The following is a 13,565-nucleotide window of genomic DNA, read 5'->3' as shown; positions in this document are numbered from 1 at the left end:
CGACGGAGAGGCCCGATCAGGCGCTGGCCGAGGCCGCGCGGTCCAGCTCGGCCAGGTAGTCCTCGAGGATGTAGGAGATCGCCAGCGGCGTCGGATTCGCCGCCGTGCCCAGGGGGCTGTCGCCGGCGAGGTTCACCACGGCGCCGTGCTGGACGGCAGGCATCTGCGAGAGCAGCGGATCGGCCGCGAGCGCCTCGAGCAGCGAGTCGTCGCCGTAGGTCACGATGATCTCGACGTCCGAGAAGGTGTCGGCCTGCTCGGCGCTCACCGTCGAGGAGAACTCGTCGGTCTCCTCGGAGGCGGCGACCACGCTCGGGGCGATGGTCATGCCGAGGTCCTCGAAGAACATGGTGCGGGTGTCGTGGGCGGTGTAGAAGCTGACCTCCGAGAGGTCCGTGGTGTCCACGTGGGTCAGGAACATGACGTTCTTCCCGGCGATCGCGGGATGTGCGGCCACGGCCTCCTCGATCTGCCCCTCGAGCTCGGCGATCAGCGCTTCGCCCTCGGAGGCCATGCCCATGCCGGTGGCATTGGTCGTGATCATGTCGCGCCAGGACGTGCCCCAGGCGATCTCGGGGAACGGGACGGTCGGCGCGATCTGGGAGAGGGTGTCGTAATCCTCCTGCGTGAGGCCGGAGTAGGCCGCCAGGATCACGTCCGGGGCGGTGTCCGCGACGCCCTCGAAGTCGATGCCGTCGGATTCGTCGAACAGCACCGGGATCTCCGCGCCGAGCTCTTCGAGCTTCTCGCTCACCCACGGGAGCAGACCGTCGGTGTCATCGTCGCCGAACGTCGCGGCCGCCATGCCGGCGGGCGCCACGTCGAGGGCCAGCGGCACCTCGTGGTTCGCCCAGGCAACGGTGGTGACGACCTCGGGCTTCGCCGGGATGGTGGTGGTGCCGAAAGCGTGGTCGATGGAGATCTCGCCGTCGGTGCCGCCTGCGTCGGAGGCGCCGGAGACGGCATCGGTCGCCTCGTTCGAGGAGCAGCCGGCCAGGACGGCGGCGAGGACGGCGGCGGAGCCGGCGAACGTGCGGCGTGAGAAGCGGGGCATGGTGGCCTTTCAGGAGGTCCTGCGCAGGGTGCAGGGCGGGCCGTAGCCCGCGGTGTGCTCGGAGCGATCCGCGGCGGGGTCGGGCTCCGCGGAGAGCCCGGCTCGAGTGCTGCCGACGGACTGCCACTCCGCGGGCACCTCGATGCGCTAAGGATTGCCTCACCAAACTAAGCGGGAAGGGTTCGTGTCCGCAATCGCGCAGAACCGACAGATCCTGGCGCAGATCGGACAAGAGCGGGCCGGCTCGGACGCCGTGTGAGCTGTTGCGCCCAGGAGTGCCCGGGCGCGGTCGATGCGGTTCAGGGGGCGTGCGAGGGTGCGGCCGGCTCCGGCGTGCTCGCGCCGAGCGGCGGGGACTCACGGCGGTGCTGGCCCGGCGTCAGCCCTGTGACCCGCCGGAATGCCGCCGTGAAGGCGCTCGTCGAGCGGAACCCGACCCGGAGCGCGACCTCCTCGATCGTCTCCCCTGCGGCGAGCAGCGCGACGGCGCGCTGGGCCCGGGCGGTCGACACCCAGGCTCGGAAGCTCATGCCGGTGGCGGCCTCGAAGGTGCGGGTGACTGTGCGCGAGCTCACTCCCAGTCGCCCGGCCCACTGCTCGAGCGTGGTCGCATCGGCCGGGTCCGTGCTCAGTGCGTCGATGATCGGGGCCAGCAGCGGATGGTCCGGCACCGGGAGCAGCAGCTCGTGCTCCGACGGGGCGAGCACGTCGAGGATCATCGCGTCGGTGACCTCCCGGGAGCGGGGCCTGAGGTGCTCGGAGATCAGGCGATCCAGCAGCAGGCGCAGCAGGGGCGTGATGTCCACCGCTACCGGAGCGGTCGACGGAGGATCGACGCGTGCCGTCGAGAACTGCGCAGCCCGGTGCCATACGCCCGCGGGGGTGAAGCCGCTGTGCGGCATCCCGGCCGGGATCCAGAGCCCGACCCCGGGCGTGATCGTCCAGACCCGGCGGCCGATGGTCGCCGTCGAGACCCCGCGCTCGTTCCACAGCAGCTCATGCGTGGGGTGGGAGTGCTCGGCCCAGAAGGTGTCGCGGGCGATGATCTCCTGCCCGCCGAGGATCGTGTACGGGACGTCGACGCTCCCCGCCGCATAGCTCGGGAGCCGGCGGCTCTCCGCGGCGCGCGAGGCGGCGACCGCGGAGGACCATCGTGCAGCGGCGCCCGAGGAAGCGGCCGCCCCGTCGTCCCGGGAGCGTGTCGGGCTCGTGCCCGGCTCGCCGGGCACGGCGCCCGCGTCGGGGTCTCCTGCACGAGCGCGCGGCCCGGTCCTCACCATGGGGACACCGTACCGGGGGTCACCGGGCGCAGCGGTCCCACGGCGCCTCGAGCGGCGGCTCGAGGCGCACTGCGGCCCCGGGCTCGAGCCGGGTCTCGAACCGGGGTTCGGACCCCGGCTCGACCCGGGCGGTGAGAGGTCCGTCCGTCCAGTGCGGGCCTCAGACGCCGACGTCGGCGAAAGCGCCCCGGAAACGAGCCGCGGGATGCGTCGCGGGCAGCGTGTCGGTGCCGGTCAGCTGGCTGCGCAGCGTGCCGTTCCGCTCCGGCAGGCGGCCGCGTTCGCGGAGGATCGGTGAGACCAGCTCGGCGAAGTCCTTCACGGTGTCGTAGGAGTGGTACTGGCGCAGGTTGATGCCGTCGATGCCGTCCACGTCCAGCCAGTGCTCGATCGCGTCGGCCACGACCTCCGGGGTCCCGGCGACGAAGAAGCGGTCCTGCCAGGCCTCGTCCACGGCGTCGAGCAGCTCACCGATGGTGGAGGCTCCGCCCTTGCGGCCGACGGGGGTGTCGGCGGGCAGCCCCTCGATCTCGAGCGCCTCGGCGATGGTTCGGTCGCGGGGATGGTCCAGGGCGCGGATCGGCACCGACTGGTGCACGAGCATCCCCTCGGCGGAGCGGTGCTCCTGGTACTGCGCGAGCTTCTCGTCGACCTCCTGCTGGGTGCGTCCCGTGATCACTGCGGCCTGCACGACGAACTTCGGGTCCGCGGGGTCCCGGCCCGCCTCCTCCGCGGCCGCGCGCACGGCGGGGACCGTCCGCTCCAGCAGCGGCCCGTGGGTGAACACCACCTCGGCGTTCTGCCCCGCCCGGACGGCACCGGCGGGGGAGGCCGTGGCGAGGATCAGCGTGGGGGTGCGCTGCGGCGACGGCTCGGAGAGGTGAGGGCCCGCCACCGAGAAGTTCGTGCCCTGGTGGTTGATGCGGTGCACCTTGGAGGGGTCGGTGTAGACGTTGTGCTCGGCGTCGCGCAGCACGGCCCCGTCGTCCCAGGAGCCTTCCCACAGCTTGTAGAGGACCTCGAGGTACTCGTCGGCGATCTCGTAGCGGTGATCGTGGTCGATCTCCTCGGCGAGCCCGAAGTTCCGGGCGGCGTTGGGCAGGTACGAGGTGACGATGTTCCAGCCCACACGGCCGCCGGTGAGATGGTCGAGTGTGGACATCCGCCGCGCGAAGGAGAAGGGCGGCTCGTAGCTGGTGGAGAAGGTGATCCCGAAGCCGAGGCGCTCGGTGACCGCGGCCATGGCCGGCACGACCATCATCGGATCGTTGTTGGGGATCTGCATCCCCTCGCGCAGCGCGGTCTCGGCGGAGCCGCCGTACACGTCGTAGGCACCGACCACGTCGGCGATGAAGATCGCGGTGAAGCCTCCGTCCTCGGCGAGGCGCGCGAGCTCGGTCCAGTAGGTGACGTCCGTGTAGCGGTGCCGGTTGTTCCCGGGCAGCCGCCAGAGGCCATGGGTGATGTGGCCGACGCAGTTCATCTCGAACAGGTTGAGGATCAGCGGCTTGGGGGCCACGGGAACTCCGATCATGGGGTGGTCGATGTCATCCCGCACGATCCGCGCTCGGGGCCGAGGTGCGCATCTCCCGTGAACCAGCGTGACGCGACGACGCCGACGGCGCTCCGGACAGCGCGGTCGAGTTCGCGGGGGTTCACACTTCTTTGGCTGCCCCAAGGGCGCGCTTATGGTCCAAGGAGACCGATCCGACCGAGGAGACGACTGTGCGACGACGACCACTGGCCGCAGCGCTCGCCGCTGCCTGCGCGGGCACGCTGCTCGCCGCGTGCGGTGCGGCGGGGGCCACCGACTCGCTGCCTGCAGGCACGAAGGAGGGCGGCGAGCTGGTCTACGCGACCGATCGTGAGCCGACCTGCCTGGACCCGCACAACAACGGGGACATGCCGCAGACCTACATCGCACGCCAGTACCTCGATTCGCTCGTGTCCATGCAGGCCGACGGCAGCGTGGTCCCCTGGCTCGCCGATTCGTGGGAGATCTCCGAGGACGGGCGGACCTATGACTTCACCCTCAAGCAGGGTGTCGAGTTCACGGACGGCGAGCCGTTCGACGCCGAGGCGGTGGTCGCGAACTTCGAGCAGATCATGGATCCTGCCACGCAGTCCTCGACCGACCTGCTGTACCTCTCGCCGTACTTCGACTCCGCCGAGGCCGTCTCGGAGCATGTCGTGCGGATCCATCTCAAGCGCCCCTACTCGCCGCTGCTGACCGTCCTCTCCCAGGCCTTCTTCGGGATCGAGTCCCCGAAGGCCATGGCGCGGGGGCTCGAGGAGAACTGCCAGTCCCCGGTCGGCACCGGACCGTTCGTCGTCAGCGAGTGGAAGCGCGGCCGCGAGGTCGTCATGCACCGCAACGAGAACTACACCTCGGCGCCGGCCGATGCGAAGCACCAGGGGCCCGCTTACCTGGAGAAGGTGACCTGGCGGTTCCTCAAGGACAACACCGCGCGCTTCGGCGCCCTGCAGTCGGGCCGGGCGCACGCGATCTTCAACGTCCCGCCCGAGTCCGTGCCCACGGCCACCGCTGATCCGACGATCGCCACCGACGACTTCGTCCACGCCGGCGTGCCCTTCTCCCTCGACCTCAACACCGAAGGGCCGGCGCTGTCCGACGTCCGGGTGCGCAAGGCGGTCGTCCACGCCTCCGACGCGCGCGGGATCGTCGAGAGCGCCTACGCCGGCGTGTTCCCGTACGAGGGCAACTCGATCTCCTCGGGGACCCCCACCTACGACGAGACCCTTCAGGAGCCCTACCCCTACGACGAGGACACCGCGAACGCGCTGCTGGACGACGCGGGATGGACCGGCCGCGACGAGGAGGGATACCGCACGAAGGACGGGAAGACCCTCACCCTCCGCCTGCCGTACAACTCCGATCCGGGCGAGACCCCTCCGGCCGACCTCACCATCTATCAGAACTTCCAGGCGATGGAGAAGCGCGTCGGCGTGGAGGTCGAGCTCATCCCGGCGGACGCCGCGACCATGACGGCGGTGAAGCAGGACCCGACCAAGTACGACATCCAGGGCCGCTACTGGAACAGCCCCACCCCCAACGTCATGTACATCAAGTACTCCCAGGAGACCCTGGACATCGACAACGGGCAGAACGTGTCGCGGGTCGCCGACGAGGAGCTCGACGAGACCCTGCTCGAGGCCGCCGCCACCACGGACCCCGCGGAGCAGGACGCCCTCTACACCGCGGCCCAGGAGCGCCTCACCGCGCAGGCCTGGCACATCCCGCTGTATCCGATCCAGACCCGCCTGGCCACCCGCTCCGACCTGGTCGAGGGCATCTGGATCGAGCCGAGCGAGGGCGAGCCCGTCCTCCACGACGCCTACCTCCTGCGAGAAGGGCTCTGAGATGACCGTGCACACCCGTGATGAGACAGCGCCGGCGTCGGCCGTGGGCGGTGCCGCGCCCGCGACGGCACCCGGTGTCGTACCCCCGCTCGACCCCACCGCAGGATCCGACCCAGCGCCCGGATCCGACCCCGCGCCGGGATCCGGCGCGGGCACGCAGCGTCCCGGTTCCCGATGGCGCGCTCTGGCACGGCGCGCGGCCTCACAGCTGGGATCGGCGGTCCTCCTGCTGTGGGCGGTCGCGACCATCGTGTTCTTCCTCCAGCACATGGTCCCCGGCGACCCGGCGCTCGCCATCCTCGGCGGCGCCTCGTCGAACCCGCCCCCGGAGACCGTCCAGGCAGTCCGGGAGCAGTACGGCTTCGACCAGCCGCTCCTCGTGCAGTACGCCGCCTTCCTCGGTGGGCTCGTGCAGCTGGATCTCGGGGAGTCGTACACGATGAAGGAATCCGTGGTCACGGTCATCGGCGAGCAGATCGTGCCGACGCTCCAGCTGACCGCCTCCGCGCTCGTGCTCGCCTGGGTCATCGCCCTGACGCTGACCCTGGTCAGCGCCGGCCGCTCGGGCCTCGCGGGCCGGATCGGCTCCTCGATCGAGGTCGTCTTCGCGGCCCTGCCCCACTTCTGGCTCGGAGTCGTCCTGCTCGTGGTCTTCGCCGTCGTGCTGCAGTGGCTGCCGGTCGTGGACGGCGGCCCGCTGGGTCTGATCCTGCCCGCGGCGACCCTCGGCATTCCGCTGGGCGGGTTTCTCGCCCAGGTCACCCGGGACGAGTTCGACGCCGCGCTGCGCCAGCCGTTCGTGCTCTCGGCCCGCTCCCGCGGCGCGACGCTGCACGACGTGCGCTGGCGCCACGTCCTGCGCCACGCGGCCCTGCCCGGCATCGCGCTGTCCGGCTGGGGGCTCGGCTCGCTGATCTCCGGCGCCGTCGTGGTCGAGGTGATCTTCTCGCGTCAGGGCATCGGCCAGGTGCTGGTCTCCGCGGTCACCTCCCAGGACCTGCCACTCGTGGTCGGCGTGACCTTCGTGGTCGCCCTGGTCTACGTGGTCGCCAACCTCCTCACGGATCTCGCCTATGTCGCGGTCGACCCCAGACTGCGCGCCTCGATCGGACGTGCCTCATGACGATCCTCGCCCCCGCTCCCGAGGACACCGCCCCCGCCCAGGCCCCGCAGGCGGCATTCCGGCCCGCTCGCCGCACCCCGCTGCACAGCCCCGGCTTCTGCCTGGCCCTCGGTGCGGTCGCAGTCGTCGCGCTCGCGGCGGTCGCCCCCGGTCTGCTCGCGCACCAGGACCCGCTCGAGATCCACCTCGCGGAGAGCTTCGACGCCCCGAGCCTCCAGCACCCCTTCGGCACCGATCAGTCCGGTCGCGACGTGTACAGCCGGGTGGTCCACGGTGCCGGGCAGTCGTTGGTCATCGGCCTGGGGGCCACCGCGATCGGACTGCTCGGCGCGCTCGCCCTGGGACTGGCCGGCGGCCTGGGCGGTCGGTTCGCGGACGTCGCCGTGACGCGGGTGATCGAGGTCCTCTACGCCTTCCCCGGGATACTGCTCGCCCTGATCCTCATCGCCGTCTACGGCAACAGTGCGATGACCCAGATGGTCGCGGTCGGCGTGGCGTCGATGCCCGGCTATGCGCGGATGGTGCGCGGCCAGGTGCTGTCGGTGAAGGGGTCCCTGTATGTCGAGGCCGCCCGCTCCCTCGGGCACTCGCCGCTGAGGATCCTGCTGCGCACGATCCTCCCCAACACCTTCCGACCGCTGACCGTGCTGATCACGCTGGGCATCGGCCAGGCGATCGTCTGGGCCGCAGCGCTCGGCTTCCTCGGCATGGGTGTCCAGCCGCCCACCGCCGAATGGGGAGCGATGCTCAACGCCGGCCGCAACTACATCCAGATGGCCTGGTGGATGGACTTCTTCCCGGGCATCACGATCGTCCTGTTCACCCTGTCGCTGACCGTGATCGGCCGTCACCTCCAGCGCGCCACCGATTCCGGAGCCGCCCGATGACCCCGCCGACCTCCCCGACCCCGCTGATCACCGCCGAGAACCTGGCGATCGCCTTCGACGGCACGCCCGTCGTCCACGACGTCTCCTTCACCCTGCGTGCCGGCAGCTGCCTGGGGATCGTGGGCGAATCGGGCTCCGGGAAGTCGGTCACCGCCCGCAGCCTGCTGGGTCTGAACAGCTCGAACGCCACGGTCACCGGGACCAGGCTCGAGGTCGGCGACGATCCACTGACCGCGACTGATCTGCTGACCGCCACAGAGGAGCAGTTCCGCCGCCTGCGCGGGAGCCGGATCGGCTACGTCCTCCAGGACGCCCTGGTCTCGCTGGACCCCATCCGCACGGTGGGCGCCGAGATCGCGGAGCCGCTGCGGCTGCACGGCGTGCCGCGCGCCGAGCGGCCGGAGAGGGTCCGCAAGCTCCTCGCCGCGGCGGGCGTCCCCGAGCCGGAGCTGCGCGCGCGGCAGCTGCCCGGCGAGCTCTCCGGCGGGCTCCGCCAGCGCGCCCTGATCGCCGCCGCGCTCGCCCTGGACCCGGAGATCCTCATCGCCGACGAGCCCACCACGGCGCTCGACGTCACCGTGCAGGCCGAGATCCTCGCGCTGCTCGAGGACAACCTCTCCGCGGGCAGGGCGATCATCCTGATCAGCCACGATCTCGCGGTCGTGGAGCGACTGGCCGATCATGTCCTGGTCATGAGGGAGGGGCGGGTCGTCGAGCAGGGCCCCACCCACGAGGTGCTCACCCGCCCCCAGCATCCCTACACGCAGCGGCTGATCGCCGCCGTGCCCTCGGCGCACTCGCGGGGCGAGCGGCTGTCTGCTGCGCCGCCGCAGCAGATCCTGCCAGCCCGCACCACGTCAGCCCGCACCCCGTCTTCCGTGCGTCCCCACGACGCCGGCCCGGTGCTGTCCGTCCAGGGGGTCTCCAAGCGCTTTCGGGGGCCCGACGGCCGCGATCGCACCGTGGTCGACGACGTCTCCTTCGACCTCCATGCGGGGGAGACCCTGGGCATCGTCGGCGAATCGGGGTCCGGGAAGTCGACCACCGCCTGGATGTCCCTGGCGCTGACCCGGCCGACGACCGGCACGGTCCTGCTGGACGGCCGGCCCTGGTCCGAGCTCCCGGAGCGCAGACGCCGGGCGCGCCGGCGGGGGATCTCCGTCGTCCATCAGGACTCGCTCGGCTCCTTCGACCCGCGGTGGACCGTCGGCCGGATCATCGCCGACGCCCTGCCCGCGGACGTCGCCCGCAGCGACCGCGCACGACGGGTCGGGGAGCTGCTGGACTCCGTCGGGCTCACCCCCGAGCACGCCGCACGCCACCCTCTGTCCCTCTCGGGCGGCCAGCGACAACGGGTGTCCATCGCTCGCGCGCTCGCCACCGATCCCGAGATCCTCGTCCTCGACGAACCCGTCTCGGCCCTCGACGTGTCGATCCAGGCGCAGGTCCTGGATCTGCTCGGCGACCTCCAGCAGGCACTGGGCACCGCCTACCTGTTCATCTCCCACGACCTCGGCGTCATCCACCACATCAGCGACCGCGTGCTCGTCATGCAGGGCGGCCGCATCGTGGAATCCGGGTCCGCCGACGAGGTCTTCTTCACCCCTCAGCACGACTACACCCGGCAGCTCGTCGACGCGCTGCCCCGCCCCCGACTCGAGGAGTCCGCATGACCGCCACCACCACTCGACCCGCACCCACCTACACCGAGCTGCGGGAGCGCTTCGCCCCCGTTCTCTCCCAGATCGCCGAGGGGGCGGCTGAGAGGGATCGTGATCGACGGCTGCCGCACGCCGAGGTGCGAGCGCTCGCCGAGGTGGGTTTCACCGCCGTCACCGTGCCCACGGCACACGGCGGCTCCGGCGCGGATATCGAGACCTTCTTCCGGCTGCTCATCGATCTCGGTGAGGCGGACTCCAACCTCCCGCAGCTGCTGCGAGCACATTTCGCCTTCGTCAACGACTTCCTGATCGGCGGCGAGGAGGGGGACCCCGACGCCTGGTTCTCCGAGATCGTGCAGGGCGCGGTCTTCGGCAACGCCAGCCATGAGCGCAGCACCGCGACCGTCGGCGACCTCGCGACCACCGTGACCCCTGCGGCCGACGGATTCCGTCTCTCGGGGGAGAAGCACTATTCCACCGGCTCGATCTTCGCCGACTGGATCAACGTCTCGGCCCGCACCCCGGAGGGCCGGCGGGCCCGCGTCACCGTGGGGATCGCCGACGCCGGCGTCGACGTGCGCGACGACTGGGACGGCTTCGGCCAGACCCTCACCGGCAGCGGATCCACCCTGTTCACCGAGGTCCACGTGCCGACCGACCGGGTGCGGGTGCTCGAGAGCCGCGGGGACGGCGCCACGACCACGCAGACCTCCTTCCTGCAGCTGGTGCTCCTGGCCTCCCTGGTGGGCGCCGGCCGCGCCGCGCTCCGCGAGGGGATCGAGTTCGTGCGCTCACGCACCCGGGTCTACTCGCAGGGCAGCGGGACGACGGCGGCGACCGACCCGCTCGTGCAGCAGGTCGTCGGGCGGCTGTCGGCGCAGGCGGCCTCGGCCCAGGACGCGGTGCTCGCCGCCGCGCGGGCGCTCGCCCTCGCGCAGGAGTCCGTCGGTGCACCGGCCCACGAGCACCTCACCGATGCCGCCGAGCTGCGCACCGTCCAGGCCCAGATCACCGCGGTCGCGGACGTGCTCTCGGTGACCACGGAGCTGTTCGAGGTCGGCGGGGCATCGGCGACCTCACGGGGGCGTGCGTTGGACCGTCACTGGCGCAACGCCCGCACCCTGGCCTCGCACAACCCGGTGATCTACCAGGAGCGCGCCATCGGGGACCGGCTGCTGAACGGCACCGATCTGCTGTACTTCTGGTCGACCGGGGAGAAGCGCTCCGGCGGCCAGGAGAGCGGCCAGCAGTAGCTCTCGATGCCGATGATCGGCGCTGGTGGTCGCCGGCGGCTCAGAACGTGAAGTTCCGGAACAGCAGCAGTGCGAGACCGAGGCCGACGAGCAGGTTCACCACCGTCGCTGCGGCGAAGACGACCACGGGCTTCCAGCCCGCCTCCTTGGCGCTGGAGATGTTGAACTCCAGCCCGATGGACACGAAGGCGAGGGTCAGGGCCCAGGTCTGCAGCTCCTTGGCGGCGTCGAGCCGCGGCTCGAGCACGTCGGCCGGGAGCGACTGGGCGAGCACCGTGGCGATGACCGAGGCGAGCAGGAATCCGAGCACGAACTTCGGGAAGCGACCCCACAGCATGCCGAGGGAACGGCGGCCGGCGACCGGAGCGGCCGGGGAGGAGCCCGCGGGGGCCGAGCCGGCGGCGACCGAGCCAGCAGGGATGGAGCCGGCGTCGGCCGGGGCGGCGCGGAACGCGAAGAACAGGGTCAGCAGCACGGCGACCACACCCAGGAGCGCATTCTGCGTGACCTTCACGATCGAGGCGATCTGCAGGGGCTGCTCACCGGCCATCGCACCGGCCGCGGTGACCGCCGCCGTGGTGTCGATGTTCCCTCCGATCCAGGCTCCGGTGACCGCCGGGGACAGGCCCATCACTCCCGCGAGCCACGGCAGCAGGAAGATCGAGGGCACCGCGAACACGATCACGAGGGTGGCGGTGAAAGCGAGCTGCTCCTTCTTGGCCTGCACGGCGCCGGCGCCCGGGACGCCCGCCGAGACCCCGCAGACCGACAGGGCGGTTGCGAGTAGGGCCCGCAGCTTGTCATCGATCCCGAGCAGCCCGGCGAACCACCAGGTGAACAGGAAGACGATCGTGATCAGGGCGACCGCCTGCAGCACCGCGGGGCCGGCGGCCCGGACCACCACCGCGAAGTTGATGGTGGCCCCGAGCAGGACCAGCCCGATCTTGATGAAGAGCTCGGTGCGGAAGGCGGCGGTCATCCTGGCGCGCACGCCCGTCAGCGAGAGCACCGCGTTGCCGAGGAAGCCGAGCGCGATCGCGTAGACCGGGAACTCCACGGACTTCGCGATGCGGCCCACCCCGGTGCCCTCGGTCACCGCCGGGACGAGGTCGGTCAGCACTTTCACCACGGCCGCCAGGGCGAGCACGACGAGCAGACCGAGCACGGTCCACAGCGCGGAGGCGCGGCGCGGTGCCTCGGGGTCTCCCTCGCCCGCGGAGGACTGCTCGGGGACGCGGCGATCGACGAGCGGGGTCCCCGCGGCGTCGACGGGTTCGTCCCTCACCTGGGGATCGACGGTGCTCACGGGATCAGCTCCGGGGAGATCAGGCCGAGCAGGCAGACGGCGAAGATCAGCAGGCCCAGGATCGTCGCGATCCAGTCCTCGCTCAGAGAGAACCGCTTGTGGTCATCGGGATACTCAGGTCGCTCATCGGTGCTGGCCACCGCTGTCTCCTCCGGTTGGGGACGGGATCTGCACCCTGGCGATCATGCCGAGAGGTGCAAAGTTCTGCTAGGCACCCTAGGTGAGGACCATCGCCCTGTCCCCGTGTCCGTTCACAGTTCGCCGTCTGTGCATCGAGCCCGCAGGCGGGAGCCATGCACCGGTCAGCTGATGTTCTCCTGGGCCAGGCCGGCATCGCGCGCGACGTCGCGCCAGGTCTCGGCGAGGGAGTCGACCGTCGCATGGGCGTTGAGGCCGCTGGGCTGGTGCATCACCCACAGGGTGACCTCCGTGGGCCAGCCCGGGACCAGCTCCGGGTCCTGCCGACCCATCCGGGCGTGGGGCAGGCCGAACGCGGTGCGGAACGCGGTGATGCCGGCGACTGCGACCGCATGTGGCCGCAGGGACTCCGCGCGGGCGGCCAGCTCGCGGCCGCCGACGCGCAGCTCCTCCCGGCTGAGCTCGTCCGCGCGAGCCGTCGCGCGCGCCACGAGGTTGGTCATGCCGATGCCTCGTGCGCGCAGCTCGCGCTCGTCCTGCTCCGCCAGCCCGCGCGAGGCATCGACGAGGCGGGAGGTGAGCCCCGCGCGGTGCAGGGAAGGCCAGAACCTGTTGCCGGGCCGGGCGAAGGGCGCGTTGACCGCGGCGGTCCACAGGCCAGGGTTGATCCCCACGATCAGCAGTCGCAGGCGCTCCCCGTGCTCGGGGTCCGGCATCACGTCCTCGAGCACGGATCCGTCCGAGCCGGCGAAGGCGGCCAGATCGTCACGGGTGGGCCTGCGCCCGTCGAGGGGAGAGACGCGGCGGATGCTCATGCGGGCACTGTAACCGGGGCCGTCCACGCGCGGCCTGCGCGTACTGTGATCGCATGCGTCCTTCAGAGGCAGGTCGTCTCCACGTCATCGCCGGGCCGATGTTCGCCGGCAAGACCGAGGAGCTGCTGCGTCGTGTGCATCGCGCCGAGCTCGCCGGGCTCCGGGTCGAGGTGTTCGGCCACCGGCTCGATGACCGCGGCGGGCAGGACAGGCTCAGCACCCATATCGGCCGCACGGTGCCTGCGAGGATGCTCCAGAACGCCCAGGAGCTGCGCGATGCGGTCACGGGGGAGCGCCCGGATCTGGTGGCGATCGATGAGGCCCAGTTCTTCGGCCCGAGCATCGTCGAGGCCGTCGAGGAGATCCTCGTGGCCGGGATCCTGGTGGAGGTCGCCGGTCTGTGCGTCACCTATGACGGCGGCCCCTTCGAGCCGATCCCCTCCCTGATGGCGCAGGCGGAGGAGGTCGTGAAGCTGACCGCGGTATGCACCGTGTGCGGCGCCGACGCCGCCTTCCACATCCGTCTGCTCGACTCCGACGCCGACGCGCTGCAGGCGACGGCCGAGCAGATCGGCGGCACGGAGCTGTACCAGGCCCGCTGCCGAGCACATCGCTGACCCTGTGCGGTGTGCGGTGTGCGGTGTGCGGTGTGCGATGAGCCGCGACG

The 13,565-nt window shown here is 71.3% G+C and carries 13 protein-coding genes; 6 read left to right on the top strand and 7 right to left on the bottom strand.

What is annotated here, in order from left to right:
• Window positions 1–16: 16 nt before the first annotated feature.
• The 4 genes from ABD093_RS07220 to ABD093_RS07205 form a co-directional block, all read right to left on the bottom strand.
• Complete coding sequence (locus ABD093_RS07220) at window positions 17–1,054, bottom strand: iron-siderophore ABC transporter substrate-binding protein (protein ID WP_343923405.1); 1,038 nt, start codon at window positions 1,052–1,054, stop codon at window positions 17–19.
• Window positions 1,055–1,063: 9 nt separating this feature from the next.
• Window positions 1,064–1,192, bottom strand: coding sequence for a hypothetical protein (locus ABD093_RS07215; protein WP_343923404.1), 129 nt, complete (start codon window positions 1,190–1,192; stop codon window positions 1,064–1,066).
• Between the two features lie 161 nt (window positions 1,193–1,353).
• Window positions 1,354–2,334 carry a helix-turn-helix domain-containing protein gene (locus ABD093_RS07210; protein ID WP_096164478.1) on the bottom strand — a complete coding sequence of 327 codons (981 nt, stop codon included), beginning with the start codon at window positions 2,332–2,334 and terminating at the stop codon, window positions 1,354–1,356.
• Window positions 2,335–2,494: 160 nt separating this feature from the next.
• The gene (locus tag ABD093_RS07205; RefSeq protein WP_096164491.1) at window positions 2,495–3,868 is read right to left on the bottom strand and encodes an NtaA/DmoA family FMN-dependent monooxygenase; all 1,374 of its coding nucleotides are present in this window, start codon (window positions 3,866–3,868) and stop codon (window positions 2,495–2,497) included.
• Between the two features lie 191 nt (window positions 3,869–4,059).
• Between ABD093_RS07205 and ABD093_RS07200 the strand changes: the two genes are divergently transcribed.
• The 5 genes from ABD093_RS07200 to ABD093_RS07180 are packed head-to-tail and all read left to right on the top strand — an operon-like array spanning window position 4,060 to window position 10,639.
• A complete protein-coding gene (locus ABD093_RS07200) occupies window positions 4,060–5,715 on the top strand; it encodes an ABC transporter substrate-binding protein (RefSeq protein WP_241964079.1) in 1,656 nt (551 codons plus the stop codon).
• Window position 5,716: 1 nt separating this feature from the next.
• Window positions 5,717–6,838, top strand: coding sequence for an ABC transporter permease (locus ABD093_RS07195; protein ID WP_343923403.1), 1,122 nt, complete (start codon window positions 5,717–5,719; stop codon window positions 6,836–6,838).
• Complete coding sequence (locus ABD093_RS07190) at window positions 6,835–7,725, top strand: ABC transporter permease (protein WP_096197000.1); 891 nt, start codon at window positions 6,835–6,837, stop codon at window positions 7,723–7,725. Before ABD093_RS07195 ends, ABD093_RS07190 begins: the two co-directional genes overlap by 4 nt.
• Window positions 7,722–9,398 carry a dipeptide ABC transporter ATP-binding protein gene (locus tag ABD093_RS07185; RefSeq protein ID WP_343923402.1) on the top strand — a complete coding sequence of 559 codons (1,677 nt, stop codon included), beginning with the start codon at window positions 7,722–7,724 and terminating at the stop codon, window positions 9,396–9,398. The genes ABD093_RS07190 and ABD093_RS07185 overlap by 4 nt, the downstream gene beginning before the upstream one ends.
• Window positions 9,395–10,639, top strand: a complete 1,245-nt coding sequence (locus ABD093_RS07180) for an acyl-CoA dehydrogenase family protein (RefSeq protein WP_343923401.1) — start codon at window positions 9,395–9,397, stop codon at window positions 10,637–10,639. The genes ABD093_RS07185 and ABD093_RS07180 overlap by 4 nt, the downstream gene beginning before the upstream one ends.
• A 40-nt stretch (window positions 10,640–10,679) precedes the next feature.
• On the opposite strand, the gene ABD093_RS07175 is transcribed toward ABD093_RS07180, so the two are convergent.
• From ABD093_RS07175 to ABD093_RS07165, 3 genes are all read right to left on the bottom strand, one after another.
• Complete coding sequence (locus ABD093_RS07175; RefSeq protein WP_343923400.1) at window positions 10,680–11,945, bottom strand: YeiH family protein; 1,266 nt, start codon at window positions 11,943–11,945, stop codon at window positions 10,680–10,682.
• Window positions 11,942–12,085, bottom strand: coding sequence for a hypothetical protein (locus ABD093_RS07170; RefSeq protein WP_193117929.1), 144 nt, complete (start codon window positions 12,083–12,085; stop codon window positions 11,942–11,944). The genes ABD093_RS07175 and ABD093_RS07170 overlap by 4 nt, the downstream gene beginning before the upstream one ends.
• A 162-nt stretch (window positions 12,086–12,247) precedes the next feature.
• Window positions 12,248–12,898, bottom strand: coding sequence for a mismatch-specific DNA-glycosylase (locus tag ABD093_RS07165; protein ID WP_193117930.1), 651 nt, complete (start codon window positions 12,896–12,898; stop codon window positions 12,248–12,250).
• A gap of 53 nt (window positions 12,899–12,951) precedes the next feature.
• Here ABD093_RS07165 and ABD093_RS07160 point away from each other — a divergent pair, with 53 nt between their 5' ends.
• On the top strand, window positions 12,952–13,515 hold the full coding sequence (locus ABD093_RS07160) for a thymidine kinase (RefSeq protein WP_193117931.1): 564 nt from the start codon (window positions 12,952–12,954) through the stop codon (window positions 13,513–13,515).
• Window positions 13,516–13,565: the final 50 nt, after the last annotated feature.

Origin of the sequence: Brachybacterium tyrofermentans, assembly GCF_039526165.1 — a bacterium.
Lineage (GTDB): Bacteria > Actinomycetota > Actinomycetes > Actinomycetales > Dermabacteraceae > Brachybacterium > Brachybacterium tyrofermentans.
The sequence above is the reverse complement of the archived record's forward strand: the minus strand, read 5'-3'. Positions and strand labels throughout refer to the sequence as shown.

Excerpts from the sequence above, each read along its gene's own strand:
- ABD093_RS07220 (WP_343923405.1), bottom strand. The coding sequence starts at position 1,054 with ATGCCCCGCTTCTCACGCCGCACGTTCGCCGGCTCCGCCGCCGTCCTC.
- ABD093_RS07210 (WP_096164478.1), bottom strand. The coding sequence starts at position 2,334 with ATGGTGAGGACCGGGCCGCGCGCTCGTGCAGGAGACCCCGACGCGGGC.
- ABD093_RS07165 (WP_193117930.1), bottom strand. The coding sequence starts at position 12,898 with ATGAGCATCCGCCGCGTCTCTCCCCTCGACGGGCGCAGGCCCACCCGT.
- ABD093_RS07195 (WP_343923403.1), top strand. The coding sequence starts at position 5,717 with ATGACCGTGCACACCCGTGATGAGACAGCGCCGGCGTCGGCCGTGGGC.
- ABD093_RS07160 (WP_193117931.1), top strand. The coding sequence starts at position 12,952 with ATGCGTCCTTCAGAGGCAGGTCGTCTCCACGTCATCGCCGGGCCGATG.
- ABD093_RS07180 (WP_343923401.1), top strand. The coding sequence starts at position 9,395 with ATGACCGCCACCACCACTCGACCCGCACCCACCTACACCGAGCTGCGG.
- ABD093_RS07205 (WP_096164491.1), bottom strand. The coding sequence starts at position 3,868 with ATGATCGGAGTTCCCGTGGCCCCCAAGCCGCTGATCCTCAACCTGTTC.
- ABD093_RS07190 (WP_096197000.1), top strand. The coding sequence starts at position 6,835 with ATGACGATCCTCGCCCCCGCTCCCGAGGACACCGCCCCCGCCCAGGCC.
- ABD093_RS07185 (WP_343923402.1), top strand. The coding sequence starts at position 7,722 with ATGACCCCGCCGACCTCCCCGACCCCGCTGATCACCGCCGAGAACCTG.